The sequence below is a fragment of the Cetobacterium sp. ZWU0022 genome, assembly GCF_000800875.1.
GTDB lineage: Bacteria > Fusobacteriota > Fusobacteriia > Fusobacteriales > Fusobacteriaceae > Cetobacterium_A.
On record NZ_JRJZ01000082.1, the window covers coordinates 1 to 20,093 of the forward strand.

The 20,093-nt window shown below is 28.9% G+C and carries 15 protein-coding genes; 9 read left to right on the forward strand and 6 right to left on the reverse strand.

The genetic code is table 11. The features are described from left to right. The 3 genes from L988_RS13640 to L988_RS06435 form a co-directional block, all read right to left on the reverse strand. Positions 1–251, reverse strand: a 251-nt coding sequence (locus L988_RS13640; protein WP_047382691.1) for an NAD-dependent epimerase/dehydratase family protein, incomplete at its 3' end; no start/stop codon positions are given. 3 nt (positions 252–254) lie between these two features. Next, the gene (locus L988_RS06430) at positions 255–527 is read right to left on the reverse strand and encodes a lipid-A-disaccharide synthase N-terminal domain-containing protein (protein ID WP_047382692.1); all 273 of its coding nucleotides are present in this window, start codon (positions 525–527) and stop codon (positions 255–257) included. Position 528: 1 nt separating this feature from the next. Next, positions 529–1,230 (reverse strand): glycosyltransferase family 2 protein, encoded by a 702-nt coding sequence (locus L988_RS06435; RefSeq protein ID WP_047382694.1) that lies wholly within the window; start codon positions 1,228–1,230, stop codon positions 529–531. Positions 1,231–1,418: 188 nt separating this feature from the next. Between L988_RS06435 and L988_RS06440 the strand changes: the two genes are divergently transcribed. The 4 genes from L988_RS06440 (at position 1,419) to L988_RS06455 (ending at position 5,823) form a co-directional block, all read left to right on the forward strand. After that, the gene (locus tag L988_RS06440; RefSeq protein WP_047382696.1) at positions 1,419–2,093 is read left to right on the forward strand and encodes a response regulator transcription factor; all 675 of its coding nucleotides are present in this window, start codon (positions 1,419–1,421) and stop codon (positions 2,091–2,093) included. A 1-nt stretch (position 2,094) separates the two neighbouring features. After that, positions 2,095–3,441, forward strand: a complete 1,347-nt coding sequence (locus L988_RS13260; protein ID WP_052191731.1) for a cell wall metabolism sensor histidine kinase WalK — start codon at positions 2,095–2,097, stop codon at positions 3,439–3,441. Between the two features lie 35 nt (positions 3,442–3,476). Beyond that, positions 3,477–5,036, forward strand: coding sequence for a glycosyltransferase family 39 protein (locus tag L988_RS06450; protein WP_047382697.1), 1,560 nt, complete (start codon positions 3,477–3,479; stop codon positions 5,034–5,036). 106 nt (positions 5,037–5,142) lie between these two features. Next, entirely contained in the window at positions 5,143–5,823 is a 681-nt protein-coding gene (locus L988_RS06455) for a polysaccharide deacetylase family protein (RefSeq protein ID WP_052191732.1), read from the forward strand. A 55-nt stretch (positions 5,824–5,878) separates the two neighbouring features. Here the strand turns inward: L988_RS06455 and mgtA are convergent, their stop codons facing one another. Beyond that, entirely contained in the window at positions 5,879–8,503 is a 2,625-nt protein-coding gene (gene mgtA / locus L988_RS06460) for a magnesium-translocating P-type ATPase (RefSeq protein ID WP_047382699.1), read from the reverse strand. A 17-nt stretch (positions 8,504–8,520) separates the two neighbouring features. After that, positions 8,521–9,594 (reverse strand): phosphatidylglycerol lysyltransferase domain-containing protein, encoded by a 1,074-nt coding sequence (locus tag L988_RS06465; RefSeq protein WP_047382700.1) that lies wholly within the window; start codon positions 9,592–9,594, stop codon positions 8,521–8,523. A gap of 366 nt (positions 9,595–9,960) precedes the next feature. Between L988_RS06465 and L988_RS06470 the strand changes: the two genes are divergently transcribed. From L988_RS06470 to L988_RS06490, 5 genes are all read left to right on the forward strand, one after another. After that, on the forward strand, positions 9,961–10,692 hold the full coding sequence (locus tag L988_RS06470) for a hypothetical protein (protein ID WP_047382702.1): 732 nt from the start codon (positions 9,961–9,963) through the stop codon (positions 10,690–10,692). 36 nt (positions 10,693–10,728) lie between these two features. Further along, complete coding sequence (locus tag L988_RS06475) at positions 10,729–11,163, forward strand: hypothetical protein (protein WP_047382704.1); 435 nt, start codon at positions 10,729–10,731, stop codon at positions 11,161–11,163. Between the two features lie 48 nt (positions 11,164–11,211). Next, positions 11,212–13,932 carry a DUF11 domain-containing protein gene (locus tag L988_RS06480; RefSeq protein WP_047382706.1) on the forward strand — a complete coding sequence of 907 codons (2,721 nt, stop codon included), beginning with the start codon at positions 11,212–11,214 and terminating at the stop codon, positions 13,930–13,932. Positions 13,933–13,976: 44 nt separating this feature from the next. After that, positions 13,977–18,992 carry a DUF11 domain-containing protein gene (locus L988_RS06485; RefSeq protein WP_047382708.1) on the forward strand — a complete coding sequence of 1,672 codons (5,016 nt, stop codon included), beginning with the start codon at positions 13,977–13,979 and terminating at the stop codon, positions 18,990–18,992. A 69-nt stretch (positions 18,993–19,061) separates the two neighbouring features. Then, complete coding sequence (locus L988_RS06490) at positions 19,062–19,526, forward strand: hypothetical protein (protein ID WP_047382710.1); 465 nt, start codon at positions 19,062–19,064, stop codon at positions 19,524–19,526. Positions 19,527–19,600: 74 nt separating this feature from the next. Here the strand turns inward: L988_RS06490 and L988_RS06495 are convergent, their stop codons facing one another. Continuing rightward, entirely contained in the window at positions 19,601–20,086 is a 486-nt protein-coding gene (locus L988_RS06495; protein WP_047382711.1) for a DUF4402 domain-containing protein, read from the reverse strand. Between the last annotated feature and the right edge of the window lie 7 nt (positions 20,087–20,093).

The window sequence follows — 20,093 nt, forward strand, 5'->3', positions numbered from 1 at the left end:
TCTAAAAAATATTCATTTGAGTTTACTTTTTGAAGTAGTGAGTTTATTTTCTTCTCTTTACTGTCCTCTGATAAAATCTCATCAAGATATTCAATTTTATTTGTACTTTCTAAAACATTTTTAATCTTTATATCTAAAGAATAGAACTCATGGAAGTTATCTACTCCAATAACTGCGTGTCCTAAACTCAATAGTTTTTCTACAAGATGTGAACCTATAAACCCAGCAGTACCTGTTATAAGAATTTTCATCTATTATTCAACTCCTCTTTTTTTTATTAAGTATATATTTCTAGAATAAATCAAAACATTTGGTGCTTGACCAAGTATGAAAACAGGGTCTTTTTTATATAAAGCATAAATTAATAGTAAAATACTTCCAAGTAAACTAAAAATCCAGAAAGAAAAAGGAATTACACTTTTCTTTGCTTTCTCACTCGCTATCCATTGAATAATAAACCTCATTGAGAAAAGGCCTTGTCCAATGAATCCAATTATTAAAAATATATTCCAATTGTTTATATTCATATTACTCCTCTATTTTCCATGTAAGTATTCTATTTTTCATCCATCTTACTGCAAATACATCTTTGAAAGCTTTGAATCCTCTTCCAAAAACTTTATATTTAGATTCGCCGTGTAATCTATCGTAGTGTCTTACAGGAACTTCTGTTACTTTATATCCCATGTATTTTGCTAAAGTAGGTAGGAATCTATGCATTCCATTAAACATCTTATATGATTTAACAACCTCTTTTTTGAATAGTTTTAAAGGGCAACCAGTATCTTGAATATTATCGCCAGTTACAAAGTTTCTAAAACCATTTCCAATTTTAGAAGCTAATTTTCTTTTGAAACCATCCTCTCTTGTGGCTCTTCTTCCATTGACAACATCATATTCAGGAATATATTCTAAAAGCTTATATACATCCTCAGGATCTGTTTGTAAATCTCCATCCATCATCAGAACTAAATCTCCTTCAGCTCTTTGAAAACCTGCATCAATAGCAGCACTTTGTCCACTATTTTTAACAAAATGAAAAACCTTTACGTTAGAGTTTTCTATTTTTAACTTATTTAAAATTTCATAACTTCCATCATTACTACCGTCATTTACAAATATAATCTCATATTTTTTAAAACCTTTTTGAAATGCTGTCTCGATTCTCTCAACCATAGGTAAAATATTATCCTTCTCGTTGTATACGGGTATTACTGCTGATATTTCCATCCTTGCCTCCTGTTTTTTTTCCATTATAAGTTCAAAAAGTAAATTTTTAGTAAATTTTTAAAAATATCCTATATTTCTTCAAAAAAAATTAAAATATCCTTTTTGAGACTAAAAAAATAAATTTTACCAATTTTTTACTTTTTTATTTTATAATATAAAAAATGATTCAACATGGAGGATGATGTTAAATGAAAAAAGAGATATTGATAATAGAAGATGACCCAAAAATTAGAAGATATTTAGAGTTAGAATTGATACATGAAGGATATAATGTACATTTAGCGGAAAATGGTAAAGTGGGATTGGAATTATTTAGAGAGAAAAGTTATTCGTTGATTCTTTTAGATTTAATGTTACCTCTTATGGATGGAGAAGAGGTTTGTAAAACGATTCGAAAAGAGTCAAACATTCCAATCATAGTTTTGACAGCAAAAGATGAAATTTTTAGTAAGATTGCTCTTTTAGATTTAGGAGCGGATGATTATATAACTAAGCCGTTTATTATAGGTGAGCTTTTAGCTAGAATGAGAGTGATATTTAGAAATAAACAATCAGTAGTGGATAAGAAAATTTTAAAGTTTGGAGAGATATCGTTAGATCTTACAACAAAAGAGGTAGAGGTAAGTGGAGTTGCAATTGTTTTAACTAAGACTGAATACAATTTACTTCACTATTTAATGGTAAATAAAAATCTCGTTTTAACTAGAGAAAATATTTTAGAAAATGTATGGGGGTATGATTATTTTGGAGATGGAAAAATTATTGATATGTATATAAAATCACTTCGAAAGAAATTAGATCCTGAAAATAGATATATAAAAACAATTCGTGGTTTTGGATATTCATTAAAAAAGGAGGATTAATTTGAAAACACTTTCTGGAACTCTTAGAAGAAGTTCGATTCAAACAATCTGTTTATTTGCAGCAGTATTAACAATATCCCTTTCAATAACAGGGAAGTATCTTATAAACTCATCAAAGCATACAATGAGAAATGCTATGGCTTTTTTGAAATATGAAATCTTAGAAGAGGTAAGTTCAAAATCTATGGAGATATTTGAAGGAGACCTTGTAAATAGTCTTTTTAGAGTTGAGAATCCATCTCTTGAAGATTTAAAGATAACTATAAAATATAAAGATCATATCTATTCAGAAACTCAAGATAAAAAGATTCTAAATTTTGCGATTGAAGATAAGGTTACAAATATTCACATGTATGATTATCTAGTTTTAAAAAATGAACTGAAAAATAAAGATGGAGAAACGTTTACAGTTATACTTGTAAAAAATTTAGGAGACGAAAAAAAGTTTTTCTTTGATATGATATATATTTTTCTGGCCGGGCTTATAGTAACTGTTGCAATTTCGAGTTTTGCTTTTAATCGCCTCTTGAAAAAAGTTGATAAACAGCTTTCATTATTAGAAAAATTAAATTCAAATATAACTTTAGAAAATTTAGAAGTTATAAAGCCAACAAATTATTTTAAAGAGTTTGACACAATTATAGATTCTTATGAGGAGATGTTACTTAGACTTGATGAGCAAAATAAAAAACAGATAGAATTTGTTCACAACTCATCTCATGAATTAAAAACGCCGTTATTTATAATAAGTGGTTATATTGATATGATAAAACGTTGGGGAAAAAAAGATACTGAAGTTTTCAATGAAGCATTAATTTCAATAGAGGACGAAACTAAAAATATGAATCTTTTAATTGAAAAACTTCTTTTTATAGCTAAAGAATCCGATATTCGTAGCGAAAGAAAAGAGATTGAATTTTCAGAGATTATTTTAGGGTGTATATCTGGGTTGAAGCATCAATATCCTAAAGCAGATATAATATTTAACCCAGAATACACAATCATAAAATCTGATGAAGCATTAATAAAGTTATTGGTAAAAAATCTTTTAGAAAATGCGATTAAATACGGAAAAGATAATCCTATTGTAATATCTCTTTCAAATAATGAAGAGGAAAACAGAGCAGAATTAACAATAGAAGATCAAGGAATAGGAATGACACCAGAAGAGTTACACCATATATATGATAGATTTTTTAGAGCTAACAAATCTAGAAGTAAGGAGATTGCAGGACATGGACTTGGAATGTCTATAGTTAAGAGGATAGTTAATATTTTAAAATTAGATATAAGAATATCGAGTACTCCAAATATTGGGACAACAATAAAATTATTATTTGACTTATAAAAGATTACATAATTATTTAAAATTAGGAGGAGTTTATGTTTAAGGATAAAAAACTTTTATCACTTTTGGGGTTGAGTTTTATCTCATTTTTTTCAACAATTTGGGTTAGAAAAGCTGACCTTATGGAATCTAGAAACTTTATAACAGCAAGAGAGATTGTTCTTAATAATGAATGGCTTGTGACAACTCTAAATGGCCAGTACCGTTTCGAAAAGCCACCTCTACCAACATGGTTAACTGCAATTGTAATGAAAATGAGTGGGAATTTTTCAGATGAATGGATTTTAAGAATTCCAGTTGCACTTTGTTCTATTTTATTGATATTTTTTATTTACCGTATGGTTCAAGAGTTATCAAAAGATGATAATCTAGCCTTTATATCTGCTTTCATAGCAAGTACAACATTTATGTTGACGAAAGTTGGATCTGAAAACGCTTGGGATGCATATCCATATATATTTATGTTTGGTTCGATAACTTATTTAATTAAAAATCTGAGAAGCGAAAAAAAAACTTATCTATTTTTAGCAGGAGTTTTTTTAGGCTCATCACTGTTGAGTAAAGGACCCGTTGCTTTGTATGGAATGTTTATTCCATTTTTAATTTCATATGGAGTAATTTTTGGTTTTAAAACATTGAAAATTAATAAGTGGAGAATAGCTGGGTATTTAGCTATAGGAATTGCATTAGCTTCTATTTGGCCAATAGCTATGCTGATAGAGAATAAAGATTTGTTTCTATCTGTTATGATGAAAGAAAAGGATACATGGTCAAGCAAGCATGTGAGAGGATTCTTTTTCTACTTAAACTATTTCCTATTTATGGGTGGCTGGATATTCTTTTCAGTAGCTACATTTTTAAGAAAGTGGTCTTTTAAAAACGAAAATAAAAATAAAATCTTTAAATTTGGATTTATTTGGACAGTTCTAACGTTTCTGTTTCTTTCAGTTGTAAAAATGAAGAAGGAAAGATATGGGTTCCCAATTTATATTGTGTCTTCAATTCCTATAGGGGTGGTTTTAAACTATTATTTGAATACAGACTGGAATATCTTGGAGAAATTTGATAAATTATTATTTAGAGTTCAAAGCTGGTTGTTATTTGTTGTAGCTATCGGTGGAATTGGACTTGTATTTTGGAAACGATTTAATATGTTTTATTTAGCAATTCCATTTTTGGTCTTACTATTTGTGCTGATTAAGTCGTATTCGAAAAATAAAAATATATTAAAACAGCGAGTTATCTATTTGACTGGATTGTCATTGATATTGGTAAATTCTAGTTTAACATGGATAATAGAAAAAGATATTAGAAGCAAAAAAAGTGTATCTATACAATCTTTAGAAACTTTACAAAAAAATAAAAAAAGTTTTGAAATATATTCCTCTGATTTCTCTATTGATGATGTTTGGAGTGTTGGGCAAAATATCTATCCACTAACGGAAAAGACAGAGTTACCTGAAGAGTTTTATATATTATCTAAAGATTCATCTTTTGAAAATAAAGATAAATACAATATTGAGTATACAGAATCATATGCTAGATTTAGTGATAGTAATGATTTAATCTATCTTTATAAAATAATAAATAAATAGAATTATAAAAGTCAAACAAGGATATATATAATAAAGATGGTAAAAATAACATGACAAGTATTTAAGGGAGGAGTAAAGCAAAGAATAGATACATAGGGGGAAAGTTATGAGAAAAAAACTATCGATTTTATTGATACTAATTTTAAGTGTTACTAAAGCATGGGGTGCTGGAAATATATATTTTTGTGGTGGCAGTGCAGAAAAAAAGATAGCTTTAACATTTGATGATGGTCCGAATGATACATCTTTATCTAAAATTTTAAACTTATTGAAAGAGGAAGAGATAAAAGCTTCTTTCTTTTTTATAGGAAGAAATATAAAAGCTAAAAAAGATCAAGTAAAAAAAACATTTGATGATGGACATTTAGTATTAAATCATAGTTATAGTCATTTAAATTTTCAGAAGGCATCAAAGGAAGAGATAGTTAAAGAAATAGAGAAAACTAATTTATATATAAGTGATATAATAGGCTTAACCCCGACATTATATCGTCCACCCTATGGAATAAATACAGCAAATGTAAAATTAGCCGTAAAACAAATAGGGATGGATATTATTCTTTGGAATGTAGATGGGGAGGATTGGAACTCTAAAAAAACTGTAAAAGAAATTGTAGAGATACAAAAAAAACAAACGAAGAATGGAAGTATAATACTTATGCATACTCAGCCAGATAAATATACATCATATGAAGCATTAAAAGTTCTTATTCCATATTATAGAGAACAGAATTATGAGTTTGTTCGGTTAGATGAACTTTTAAGAGTCAATGCATATAAAAAATAAATAAAAAGGAGATATCTAAAGATTTAAAAGATACCTCCTTTTTATTTTTAAGTATTTATAACCAGTCATTAAATTTTTTTATAAAATATTTTTTCATTACTAGAACTATTAAGAAATACCCTAGGATTATTAAGAATAACCAGAAATAGTAGCTGCTTGCAAGAGGTACAAACCCTAATGTGGTACTTAGTTTACTATAAGGAACAAATATAGCAAACATCATAATTGTAGTTGTTAAAAGAATAACTTTTACGTTTGCATTAGACTGTATAAACGGAATTTTTCTAGTTCTTATAAGATGAATTATAAGAGTTTGAGAGATAATACTTTCAATAAACCAACCGGTGTGAAAAAGATCTTGAGTAGCAGCAGTATTGGCTTTAAAAATGCAAAACATTAATAAGAATGTTAATATATCAAACACAGAGCTAAGAGGGCCAATATAAATCATAAACTTTGCAACATTTTTAGCATTCCAATTTTTAGGAGTAATAATTTCCTCTTTATCAACATTGTCCCAAGGAATAGAAATTTGAGATATATCATATAATAAGTTTTGGAAAAGTATCTGTATTGGAAGCATTGGTAAAAATGGTAAAAATGCACTTGCCAAAACAACACTGAAAACATTTCCAAAATTAGATGAAGCTGTCATTTTTAAATATTTAATCATATTAGTATATATTTTTCGACCTACAATAACTCCTTCTAAAAGAACAGACAAATCCTTTTCTAAAAGAATTATTTGAGCAGATTCCTTAGCAATATCCATAGCTGTATCTACAGAGATACCCACATCACACTGTTTTAAAGCTGGGGCATCATTGATTCCATCTCCCATATATCCAACTGTATTTCCCATCTCTTTTAGAAGTTTTACAATTCTACTTTTATCTATCGGAGAAAGTTTACAAAAAATATTAGTAGTTTTCAATAAATCTTTCAATTGAGTATCATTTAAAACTTCGAGTGTGTTTCCATTTAAGCAACCAGTTATTTTCAAATCGATATCTTTACAAATTTTTCGAGTGACAAGCTCATTATCACCTGTCAATATTTTTATATCCACACCATATTCATTTAGATTTTTTAAAACATCACTGACACCATCTTTTGCTGGATCTAAAAAACCTAACATTCCTATAAAACTCATTTCAGATTCATCTTTAATTGTAAAATTAAGTTCTCTATTTTGAGAAAGAGATTTTTTAGTAATTCCAATTACTCTCATGCCATCTTCGTTTAGTTTAGAAACAATATTTATAATTTTTTCTTTGATTTTTTGATTCATCGGCTGAGTTATATTATTTATCTCAATAAAATTTGAAACATGTAGCATCTCTTCAATAGCCCCTTTGGTAATCATAAATCGATTACTGTTATTATCCTCTAGAATAACAGACATTCGTCTACGTTCGAAATCAAAAGGTAACTCATCAACTTTTTTAAACTCATGTTTTACTCCGTAGTGTTCCTCTTCAAACTCTAAAATGGCTCTATCCATAAGATTTTTAAGTCCAGTTTGGAAATAACTATTAAGATAAGCTAGATATAAAACATAATCATCCTCATCACCATTGAAATTTATATACTTTACAACAGCAACTTTATCTTGAGTTAAAGTTCCAGTTTTGTCTGTACAAAGAATATTCATAGCACCAAAATTATGTATAGCATCAAGTTTTTTTACAATTGTTTTCTTTTTTGAAAGTTCAATGGCACCTTTTGTAAGATTACCAGTTACAATCATAGGTAACATCTCAGGTGTCAATCCTATAGCAACAGAGATGCTGAAAAGGAAAGCTTCAAACCAAGAACCTTTTAAATAACCATTGATAAAGAAAACAATAGGTACCATAATAATCATAAATCTAATAAGAAGCTTAGAGATATCATCAATTCCTTTTTCAAAGCTATTTGTAGTTGAACTATTCTTCAAAGATTCACCAATGGCATTTAGATAACTATTTTTACCAGTTGCTAACACTACACCAGTAGCACTGCCACTTAAGACATTTGTTCCCATAAGTAAAATATTTGTTAAATCGGCAATTGAAGCGTCACTAGAATGCAAAATTGAATTTTTTTCTATCGGTGCGGATTCTCCTGTAAGAGCAGATTGACTAAGAAAAAGATCTTTGCTTGATATAACTCTTATGTCTGCGGGAATAATATCTCCAGCAGCAAGTTTAACAATGTCACCAGGAACGAGAAGTTTCATATTTATCTCTTCTGAAGTATTATCTCTTATAACACTTACAGTTGTTGTAATAAGGTTTTTTAGAGCTTCAGCAGTTTTTGAAGATTTATACTCTTGAACAAATTTTATAAGACTACTGACTAGAATCATTGAAAAAATAAGAACTATAGAGAACCAAGAGCGGTCATGTTTTTGAGCAAAGATTATATCTGTAAAAAATGAAACTCCAGCTAATATTGATAAAATTAAATTAAATGGATTTATAAAAGCTAAGAAAAGTTGAATATACCAAGGCTTTACTTTTTCTTTTACAATCTCATTTATTCCGATATCTTTTAATAAAGTTTCACTTTGGGTTTTAGATAAGCCACTTAATGAGGTATTCAAAGTTGAGAAAATAGTTTCAATATTGGCTTGAGAGAACAATTTCAAAATAGAACTATTATCATGTTTATTATTTTCAGAGCTGATATATTTCATAAAATCACATCCTTAAATTATGATTCATCAGTTTTATGAATTGCTTGAACTATTCCACCGCTAGTTAAAGAAACAATATCTTTTAATACAAGAGGAAATATTAGATGTCCAGCATAAGCTATGTAGACAGGTTCCCATTCTGGTTTAAATTTATCTTTAAATAGTTTTAAACCTTTAAAATTATAAAAGTGTTTTTCATGATTAAAAATAAAATGCTCTACACTTTTATATGGAGTTAAAATATGTTTATCTATTCCTGAAAGAGGAACAATTCCTAAACTAAAAGCCGCATAGTTATTTTCTTTAGCATAAAGAATGAGAGAAACAAAAAAGAATTCCATAACTCCGTTTTCAAGATTTCCTCTATGTCTCATAAGATCAAGAGTTAAACACTCCTTATTAGGTGTTCCAAAAAGAGTGGTAAAAGCAATAATTTCACCATTTTTTTCAACGATAGCTATATCAAAATTTTTGATATACTCTTCATTAAAATGTCCAATAGAAAATTTTTTTTCAGATGCATTTTTCCTTTTTAACCATTCTTTTGAGATGTTTGAAAGAGTTTCTAAAACATGAGAATTATTATGTTTTGTTATAACTTTGAAGATATAGTTATCTTTAGCTAAGTGATTATATGAATATCTAAGTTTTCTCATATCAGAGCCTTCAAGACTAAAATTTTTAAGAATTATTTTCCCGCGTTCACCTATTTTTGAGATAATCATATTATTCTTTAAATAATTTCCAATATAAGAATGATCAACTTCGTAAAAAATACATTTTTTCTCTCTTTTTTTACAAAATTCTTTAAATTCTTTAATAGCTTTTTCAAAGAATTCCTCATAACCTATAGGATCTCCCATAGCAATGTAGGAGCTACCTTTTTCACCATACATAATAAAACAACAATTTTCAGAGTTTTCAGGATAAAAGAAGAACTTTTTATCATTCAAAAGAGCTAGAAAGCCATTTTCATTTTTAGATACAGATAGACAATATTGAATTTTTTGAATGTCATTTTCGGTTATTTTTTGATTTGTTGAATTCAGATTTTTATTTGAAAAATATAGTAGTTTGTTTAACCATTTCATAAGAATTCCCCCTTTAATATTAATTAATCATTTAGAAATTATATACCAAAAAAAATGAAAATTCTTTTTAAAATTGTTATTAATATAACAAAAAATATGAAAAATAAAAATAAATAAAAGTACATAAAAAAACATTAAAAAATATTTGATAAAAAAATTCAATTTTTTTGAAAAAAAGTTTTAGTAATTTTATTTTTTATAAAAATTCCTTATATATATTATTTTGATAGATAAAAATAAATTTAATAAATGTAATTTTAAATATATAAAAATAAAAAATGAAGATAGAATGACAAGGAACGGACATTTTTATTCCGTAAAATTGAGCAAGAAAATAGGAATAAAAAAGAACATGGAGGGGAGCTTATGAAGAAATTTTTTTTATTTGTATGTTTGATTCAATTTTTAGGGTGTAATACATCAGAGAAACCTTCAACTGAAGTTAAAAGTAAAAATACTTTTATTGGAGTTTCGCAGGATGTTGAAAAAATTGAAACACAGATTTTAAATCTTTATAAAGAGGTGAAAGGAGTTCAATATAAGTTTAGTGGAAGTATGTCAAATGATGTTGTTTCTTATGTAACTGGTAAAAACTTAGTTATTCCAATAATTCCAACAAAATTAGAGGATGCAGATTATCTGAGTCTTGGAGTTATTATGGATTTAGAGAAAAAAACAGAGATGGTTATATTAGATGGACTACGAATTGATTATGTAGAATTTAAAAAAGTAATTGATACTGCTAATGAATGGATTGCTAAAAGTGCAGGATTTAAAGCAGAGGACCCTTTAGAGATTCCCTTAGTTCAAAAAATACTTATAGATTTTCCACAGAGCAAAGAGCCACGTGCATTTCAAGGTGTTATGATTTTCTCTGACGGAATAAGAGGAAGAGAGATTCTTTTAAAAGAGATTGGGGATCCAAAAGATGAAACACTAGTTAATATATCTTTGAAAAAAGATCACATATTACATTTAGCAAATGGTTTATCAACTTTATATATTCAAGGAGCGATAGCAGAAAACTATCCAAGTATTGAAAAAGAAATTGAAAGGGTAACCAATCAGTATTCAGAGTTAAAAACAATTTTAAAATAAAAATTATAAAACAAAATAAACGTAGGAGGGTATTTTATGAAAAGAATATTGGTTTTATTTCTAGTTTTGGTAACTACGATTTTTGCAGAGGTAAAAACAGAGTTAACAAGTTACAAAGTATTAGTGGATAAGGATGGTGTGAAAAGTAAAGTTGAAGCAACTGAAGCAACTCCTGGAGATATAATAGGATATAATTTCTTTATTTCAAACGGAACGGAAGAGGCGTTGGAAAGAATAAGTCCAACAATTCCAGTACCTGCAGGAACGACTTTTATACCAGACGAAGGGGATCCAAAAAATTATCTTGTGTCTATAAATGAAAGAGATTTTTCACCTTATCCAATAATGCAAGATGGTGTTCCAGTTGACGATTCTCAATATAGATTAGTAAGTTGGAATATTGAAAAGTTAGAGCCCGGAGAATCTCTGAATTTAGAGATTCAAGTCAAAGTGAATGGAGGTGTTAACTAATTAGTAAAGATTTTGGTAACATAAAAAAATTTAAGAGGGAGAGATTATATGAGTAAAAAAATTGGTTTAAAATTAGCGTTACTGCTTTCTCTTGCTGCTGGAGCAAAAGCCTATGGTGTAACAACTGAAACACCACCAGCTAATACAGACATAGGAAACCAGGCGTACGTATCGTACTTTACAGAAGCGAATGTACAAAAATATTTACAATCGAATATTGTTATAACTAGAGTTAATTCAGCTTATAACTTAGTATTAACACCGGATAGAGAAACAACAATTACTAGAGGAAATATAGCTGTATTTAACCATACTTTAACAAATACAGGTAATATAGTAGATTCGTATGATTTAAGACACGGATATGAAGCAGATAGAGGAGTTAAATTCTACTTAGATCTGAACAGTAATGGTATAATAGATGCTGGTGAAACAGAGTTAGTAGCTGTGAACGGGAAATATCCAGTAAATAATCTTGCATCAGGTAGTAGAGTTAGTATTTTAGTTGTAGTTCCTACAAAATTAACTGATGATATGGGTGGAGTTTCGAGCTATATCTATGCTAAATCGAAAGGAAATGTTAATTTACCAGAGGTTCAAGTTTCTGAAACAATTCACTTCCAAACAGGTGGAAATGCTATTGTATATAAAGCTTTAAATAAATCAAGTGGAACATCTGAAAATGATAATGAGATAACAATAAGTTTAAAAATAGCAAATGATGATCCGTTACTAGCAAATGTAGCAACACTGTTTAGTTTATCGGATAAATTAGACGCTGATTTTAAATATGTATCAGGAAGTGCAAAGTGGAAAAACTTTGATGGGATAGATACAGTTTTAACAGATGCTGATGATAATGAGTTCGATTCTCAAAATGCACAACCTATTAAATATAAGTATACTGCAGCAACTAATACAATTGACTTCGAACTACCAGGTGGTATCCCTGGTAATAAACAATTAAATACACCAAATGGGTATTTAGAGTTTAAGGTTGTTGTTCCCGCTAAGACGTCAGTAAAGCTAATTCCAAATACGGCTACTTATAGATTTACACCAACAGGTGGGGCGGATGCAATTAGTAGATCATCAAATACTGTTAACTATGAAGTTTTAAAGTATGTTCAAGCTAAATTTGATGGGCATCATATTCCAACAGGTCAAGCTGGAGAAACTTTAAGATTCGTTAATAAATTTACAAATGAGGCAAATGCTTCTGAAAGATATTCTATAACATTATCAGATGAATTCTTCCCTACAGGAACTACATTTAGATTAGCTATGGAAGCTAAAGAGGGTCAGAACTTAGTTGAAAGACCTATTTTAGATACAAATGGAGATGGTAAAATAGATACAGGATTAGTTTTACCAGGAGAAGCTAACTCTGTAAATGTAATTCTATATGCAACTTTACCTACAAACATGTCGGCTCCAGGATCAAACTATAAAATAGTTAAAAACGCAACAAGTACTTATACACCAACTTATGTTGTTAAAGCAAACGATACTGTAGGAACAGTTTCTGTTACAACAGTTGACTTAACAAATAACGTCTCGTTATCTGAGGAACCAACAACAGCACCAGGACTTGGTTTAGGACCTGAGAGAAATCCAGTAACTCAAATCAATTTAAATCCAGGAGCAACAGGAGCATTTGTACTTCATGTAAATAACACGAGTTCATATGTTCAAGATCAATATACTTTAGAAGTAAGTACAAAAGCTGATTTCTCTGATATGACTTTACCTGCAGGAGTAGTAGTTAAATTCAAGCAAGGTGGAGGAGCAGAGGTAACAAGAACAGGTATAATTTTACCAAATGGAAGTCAAAGAATAGATGCTGAAGTTACTGTAGCTTCTACAGCGGTAGCAGCAGTTGTACCTTTATACTTCAGAGTTACATCTTTAACTACAGGTGCTAGAGATATTAAGTACGACTCTTTAAGTATAAACGCTATAAGAAGTGTACAAATTATACCTAACTTAACTGGTGAAACTTATGCTGGTGGAAATATTGTATATACTCACCAAGTTAGAAATAATGGAAATGTTTTAGAAGGAGATGGGATTGCGAGTTCTGTGACATTGAGAACAACAGAGAGTATAGCTCAATGGAGAACAGAATTATTTTTAGACGTTAATAAAAATGGAATCTATGAAGTTGGGACAGATATACCGTTTGTTGATTTTGCAACTATTGGTGGATTAAAAGCAGGAGAGCAAGTTACAATCTTCTCTAAAGTTTATGCACCAATTGGAGCAGTTGCAGGAACTACAAATGTAACAACAATAACACCAAATGTAACTCAAGGTACATATTCAACAGTGCCAACAGTTACATCAGCAACAGATAGTACAAAAGTTCTAGCTGAAAAGTTATCTATAAGTAAGCAGCAAAGATTAAAAACAACAGATGCTTGGACATATAATCTTCAAAATGCAAATCCTGGAGATAAAATATATTATAAAATTCAAGTTAGAAATACAGGAAGTGACAATGCAAATTCAATTCAATTAAAAGATACGGTACCATTCTATACAACAATAACTTATAGTGATGTAGGAGATATTCCTAAATACGAGGTATTTAACGCAGCAGGTGTTTTACAAACATCAGGTCCTATATTAACAAAACCAACAGAAGGAACTAGAGGAGAGTTAGTTGTAGACTTACCAACTTTAGAAGCAGGAAATTATGTAAATATGTACTTTACAGTAAAAATTAACGGTTCTACACCAGTAGTTACACCACCAGTAGGTCCATAAGCAACAGTTTTAAAATAAAAAAATAAAAGGGAGGGGATATTATAATGAAAAAATTAGTAGTAGTTATAGTATCCTCTCTATTTATATGCTTAGCGTTATTTGCATCAAGTGATTTTGAAGTTATAAATATAGCTCGTTACACTATTCGAGATGGAAATGGTATTTCAAGTAATGAAGTTATAACAGCAGTTAAATATCAGGATATTGATTTTACAGAGAATTCAGAAAATATAAAAAACCAAACTCTAACAGCAGCAAATAAGATATTTTTGAAGGCTGATTTGATGGTATGGGGCACAACGGATAGAAATTTTTACTTTAGAAGCACATTTTCAAATTCAATGTATGCCAACAAAATTAAATTTACTGTAATAGACCTTTCTACAGGAGAGGTTGTAGAACTCGGAAATAATGAATCAAATCATTTTGAGAGTTCTTCTTTTTTATTTAAAGGTAACAGAAAATATATGATTTTTTTAGAAGCTGAAGATATAAAAAATACAATAAATTTAGAAAGTGCATTATTCTCTTTACAGTTAGTAAAGAAAGAGGATAATGCAGTTTTAGGTTCGGTTACAAATAAGCTTTTAATAAAAAATGATTTAAAGTTAAAAGTAGCTCCAGAAAATGATAGTGAACAAGAGTTTGATAAAAATGAAGATTTGAGTGTCCTTGGAACTTTAAAATTGGATAACTTATTGAAAGAAGATATATATTTTACAGTTGATTTGGATAAAAATGTAGATTTTTCAACAGTTGAATTGTATATTGATGGAGAAAAAATTAAACTAATCTATGATGAAGTTTTAAAAAAATATAAAACAGAGGATTTGAACTATGATGGAGAAAAAAAAGTAGAGCTTTATATAAGAGGTGCAAAGCATATTGGAGCTATCGAAAAAGGAAGCATCGCTTTAGAAGTAAATTACAATGGAAAAAAGTATGATGAAATTAGAAATAGTGTAATTTATAAAAAAGATCAAAATATATTAATTGAAAAAATTTCTAAAACAGCATCAGCATCTATTGGAGATTTGGTGAAGTATGAAGTTATAATAAAAAATGATTTAGATGAACAATTCTATGAAATTGAGTTTATAGATATTCTACCAAAAGGAATGGATTTTATTGAGAATAGTGTAAAAGTTCCAGAAAATTTTGTTTTAGAAAAAGTAGAAAAAAGAAGTGGTAATGAAATTCATATAAAATTGAAAGTTAAAAATAAAACTAAATCTGTGGAAAGTGAAAAATTAGTATATATGGCTCGTGTAAATGTGAATGCCAAAGATGGAAAGAATGTTAATAGAGTTACAATGGTTGGAAAAACAAACTTAGAACAAGTATTTACATCAAATATTGCAACTGCTGAAGTAAAAATAGATAAAGATAATTTTTATGATAAAGGTATTGTAATAGGAAAGGTATATTTAGATTTAGATGATGATGGTTTATTTGATGAAGAGAAAGATATTCCGGTTTCAGGTGTAAAGATATTTTTAGAAAATGGAGATTTTGCAATAAGTGATAGATTTGGAAAATATAGTATATATGGAGTTGAAGCGTTAACACATGTAGCTAAAGTTTATCGAAATACATTACCTTTAGGCACAAAAACAAAGAAAATATCAAATCTTCACAGTGAAAATGGAGAATCTCGATTTGTAGATTTAAAAAAAGCTGAGTTAGGAAAAGCTGACTTTGCACTAACTTTAGATGGAAGTAGAGATTTAGAATTTGTAAAGAAAATATTAGAAAAAAGATATGAAGTTTTAGCTCAAAAAAATTATGAGTTAGATCGAGCAATTGAAAGAAAATTTTTAGAACAAAAAAAATTAGGAAGCAGAAATGAATTATCAGGTGAGCGTGGAGTTATAGATAGTGCACAAGAATTAGATATAGAAAGTATTCGAAGTATGGTCTTATATGAAAATCTTACAGTAGAAGAAAAAGAAGCAGAAGAAAAGAAAACTTTGGTTGAAGAGTGGAATTTGATTCCAGATCATAGATTAGAAGCAGCTCTTTATACTTTCAATAATGATTTAGATATCATAAATGTTGAGGATAAAAGATTGGTTCCAGCATTCATGAGCTTTCAAGTAAAAGGACCAGGAGAAGGAACATTAAAACTTTTCACAAATGATGTAGAAGTTTCACCAGCAAATGTAACTTTGACAGCAAAAGTTGCTGAAACAAATGTATTCTTTTTAGAATATAGTTCTGTAAAGTTAGATCCTGGAAAAACAGTTCTTAGACTTTCATATCATGATATGTTTGGAGTAGAAAGAGGTAGAATAGAGAAAGAGGTTTTTGTAAAAGGGCAATATGATGATGTAAAAGTTGAGATAGTTGATAGCTCTGAAGACAGTACCTTAAAAAAAATAAAAATAACAGGTATAGATCAGTATGGATATGGGATAGACCAAAGTTTAACTGTAACTATTGATGCAAATAAAGGAAGATTTATAAGTTATGATGGAGTAACAGAAAGTAGTGTAACCTTTGTAACAAATTTAGATGGATATGGTGAGATTGGATATAGACCAAATCCAGGAAAAAATAGGGTAACTTTTAAAATAAATGCTGAAGGAAAAGAGAAAGAGATATCTCTAGATATAGAAGGAGATGAACAAGACTTCTTTTTAAATGGAGTTATTGAAGGGCGATATAATTTTAGTAAAAACAGGGATATGAATTTCTTTTTTGAAAAAGAGATTGATTCATATAGGGATAAGTTTTTCTATAGAGGAGCTGTTTATGCAGAAGGTCAGATAGAAGATATAGGATATTTAACCCTAACTTATGATACGAATAAAGATAGTGAGGATAAGTTTTTCTCATATCGAGACCCAGAAGAATATTATCCAATCTTTGGTGATAACTCAACCAAAGGATATGTCGGAAAATCTAAAGATAATCTATTTTTAAAAATGGAAAGAGATCAGTCTTATTTACTATATGGAGATTATAAAACTGGAGAGATATTAAATCAAAGATTGCGACTAGGAAGATACGATAGAACTTTGACAGGAGCTGTAGTTAAATATGAAGATGAAAATATTTTAGCAACAGGTTTTATAGCTGAGACCTCTAATATAAAGTATCAAGAGGAGTTTCGTGGTGAAGGAGTTTCAGGACCATATAAACTTACTAGAAGAGATATTGTAGAGGGAAGTGAAAAAGTTGTGCTTATTGTTAGAGATAAAATAAGTGGGCTGATTTTAGAGGAAGAGAATTTAGTTCTAGGCGACGATTATACTCTTGAATATGATTTTGGAAGACTGTATTTTTCAGAACCAATACCTAGTATGGATTTGAGTTTCAATCCAATATACATTAAAGTTTCATATGAAGTTGAAGATGATAATGGAAAGAAAAGTTTAGTTTATGGTGGAGAAGTTAATTATAAACTAAATGACAAAATGATAGTTGGAACTTCTGTTTTTAAAGATGAAAGAGAGACCGAGAAACAAGAGATTATGAATCTACACGCAATTTATGAAACTGAAGATACCTTGGTTGTTGTTGAACAGTCATTTACAACAGATGAGTTAGGTGAAAGAGGAAATGCTACATCTATATTTGCACAGTATGAAAAAGAAAATTTAAAAGCTGAGGCAATATATGAAAGAGCAGACCCTGAGTATAATAACGAAGATGCGAATGTCGAGGATGGTATTAATAGAGCAAAAATAAATATAGAATATGGATTTGAAGAAAAAGGAAAAATGAAGATTGAATCATCTTTAGAAGAAAGAGAATTGGAAAGTGGAAGTAAAGAAAGAAAAATTGATACATATTTAGGATATGAAAGTGAATGGATGAAAAACTTTAAATATGAAGCAGGATTGCGTCAATATATTAAAGAAAATATAACAGAGTTAGAAACTACCTATAGTCTTGGTGGAAGAATAACTTGGAAGGGAATGGAAGATGATAAACTGAAATTGTTTTTAGAATATGAACAAGGCATTGAAAATCCTGATCAGAAAAGAATAGCAATTGGAGCAGATTACAAATTATTTGATAAAACATCTGTGTATATGAGGCATGAATTAGTTTCAGAGCTTAGTGATTTCTATTACTTAGAGGGAGAGGAAGAGGGAAATAGAACAGTATTCGGAGTAAAAACAAACTATTTAGAGACAGAGATATATTCAGAGTATCGAGAGGAGAATGATGATGAATCCGTGATTCCTGAGTTTGCATACGGACTTAAGAGAAAATTTAATCTGATGGAAAATTTAGAGATATTTGGAACTTTTGAAAGAGTTAGTGCTCTAAGTAGTGAGGAAAATAGTGAAACAAATCTAACTGTTGGTTATGATTATGAGGATATAAATTTCGGAAGAATGAGAGGAGAGTTTGAATTTGAAATAGAAGATAAATCTTCATTTTTGAATAAGCTTAGTTATGGAAAACAATTCAGTAAAAGTACATATTTTATAGCTAAAAATAGATATTATATTGAAGGAGATGAAGAAGAGAATAGATTTTTAATTGGATTAGCTTATAGAGATGCAAAAGATAATTCATACCATTCTCTTAATAAGTATGAGTTTAACTATTCGAAAAATATTGTAGATGAAAATTATAAAAAATATACACATATAATAAGAAGTGCTCATAACTTTCAAAGTAAAATAAACAGTGAAAAAAATATAACGCTAGCTGCGAAAAGCAGTAATATAAAATATGATGGAACAGAAAGTAGTTATAGAAGCTATTTACTTGCAGGAGGAATAAGTTATGATCTTTTTGACAACTGGACAGCTGGAATTAATTTGGCAACTTTATTTGATAGTGAAAAAAATATAGATTATGGTTTAGGATTCGAACTAGGTTATATATTTAAAAGTAATTTATGGTTATCTTTAGGATATAATTTTGTTGGTTTTAGGGATAAAGATTTTGATCCAAATGGAGAATTAGCTCAAGGATTGTTTCTAAGATTTAGAATGAATATAGGAGATATGTTTGATAGATTTAAAGAAAATGGAAAGAAAGAACCTCCAGAGAAAGTAGAGATAGTAGATGTGTATAATTTACCTAAAGAAAAATAATAAAGGTTATTTATTTTATGAAAATGTGATATACTATTAATCTGAGAAAATGTTATGGAGGAATTTCCAATGAATGAGATATTAGTAAAAATTTCAAAAAAATATATGATGGCTTTAGAAAAACAAAGTCCTGAGGATAAAGAGAGTAATATAATATACGGAAAGATATTAAATATATTAGAGAAAAATCCTGAATTAAATCTTTTTGGTCTTTTAGAAGAGTTAAACAAAGGAAAGAAGTTTTATGAGAAGAACAAAGTCAGAAATCGTAGAGATAGATTAACAAATCTAGATATTATGATAAAAAATGCAAATACAATTGTAGATAATCTTTTAGAAGAAGATGAAGAGAGTCTAAGAAGAATAGAGAGAAGCTTAAATAGAAGTGATATTTATAGAGATAGAATGGCTATGAATATTTTATTAGCAGAGTTTCCATCACACGAGTTACACGAGGTTTATTATACAATAAAAAATGATCAATGTAAGAAGTTTTTATTAGAAGTTGTAAGCGAAATAAGAGCTGAAAGATAAAAATAAGACATCCTTTGTAATAGTAATTATACTGTTATGAAGGATGTCTTTTATTGTGAATTTGATTATGACAATTAATTATAACGAGCTTTTAAAGTGAAATTCCCTGAATATATTCCCGGAGCTTGGTCACGACTTACATCAGTCGAAGCAGCAATATTCAGAATCTGTTTTCCTGAATCAGATAATTCAATAACATCATTTCCAGGAGTAATCCATTCACCAGGTTTATTTATTTGAGTACAATTAAATAAAATTGTGAAACTATTATTCCCATTTTTTAAAGGAACTCTAAAACTATCTCCTTCAGATTTTACACCTTCAAAAGTTATTCTAACTTTCGAATTAGATTCTCCTTGAAGCGAGAAACTAGAAAAAGCTTGATTGAAAGTTCCAGGTAAAATATCGCCGAACTCTAGATCTTTATCAGCTTTTACTGTTAGCGGTTTTAAAACCTTAGCATTAATCTGCATTATTGCTTGATTAGACTGTCCTTCATTTGATAAAAGATTTAGAGACACCACCCCAAATAAAGTGCTTAACATTAAAATTTTTCTCATTAATTCC

Bases quoted from the DNA above. Each gene is read 5' to 3' on its own strand.
- L988_RS06430 (WP_047382692.1), bottom strand. From the start codon at position 527: ATGAATATAAACAATTGGAATATATTTTTAATAATTGGATTCATTGGA.
- L988_RS06435 (WP_047382694.1), bottom strand. From the start codon at position 1,230: ATGGAAATATCAGCAGTAATACCCGTATACAACGAGAAGGATAATATT.
- L988_RS06440 (WP_047382696.1), top strand. From the start codon at position 1,419: ATGAAAAAAGAGATATTGATAATAGAAGATGACCCAAAAATTAGAAGA.
- L988_RS06450 (WP_047382697.1), top strand. From the start codon at position 3,477: ATGTTTAAGGATAAAAAACTTTTATCACTTTTGGGGTTGAGTTTTATC.
- L988_RS06455 (WP_052191732.1), top strand. From the start codon at position 5,143: ATGAGAAAAAAACTATCGATTTTATTGATACTAATTTTAAGTGTTACT.
- mgtA (WP_047382699.1), bottom strand. From the start codon at position 8,503: ATGAAATATATCAGCTCTGAAAATAATAAACATGATAATAGTTCTATT.
- L988_RS06465 (WP_047382700.1), bottom strand. From the start codon at position 9,594: ATGAAATGGTTAAACAAACTACTATATTTTTCAAATAAAAATCTGAAT.
- L988_RS06470 (WP_047382702.1), top strand. From the start codon at position 9,961: ATGAAGAAATTTTTTTTATTTGTATGTTTGATTCAATTTTTAGGGTGT.
- L988_RS06475 (WP_047382704.1), top strand. From the start codon at position 10,729: ATGAAAAGAATATTGGTTTTATTTCTAGTTTTGGTAACTACGATTTTT.
- L988_RS06480 (WP_047382706.1), top strand. From the start codon at position 11,212: ATGAGTAAAAAAATTGGTTTAAAATTAGCGTTACTGCTTTCTCTTGCT.
- L988_RS06485 (WP_047382708.1), top strand. From the start codon at position 13,977: ATGAAAAAATTAGTAGTAGTTATAGTATCCTCTCTATTTATATGCTTA.
- L988_RS06490 (WP_047382710.1), top strand. From the start codon at position 19,062: ATGAATGAGATATTAGTAAAAATTTCAAAAAAATATATGATGGCTTTA.
- L988_RS06495 (WP_047382711.1), bottom strand. From the start codon at position 20,086: ATGAGAAAAATTTTAATGTTAAGCACTTTATTTGGGGTGGTGTCTCTA.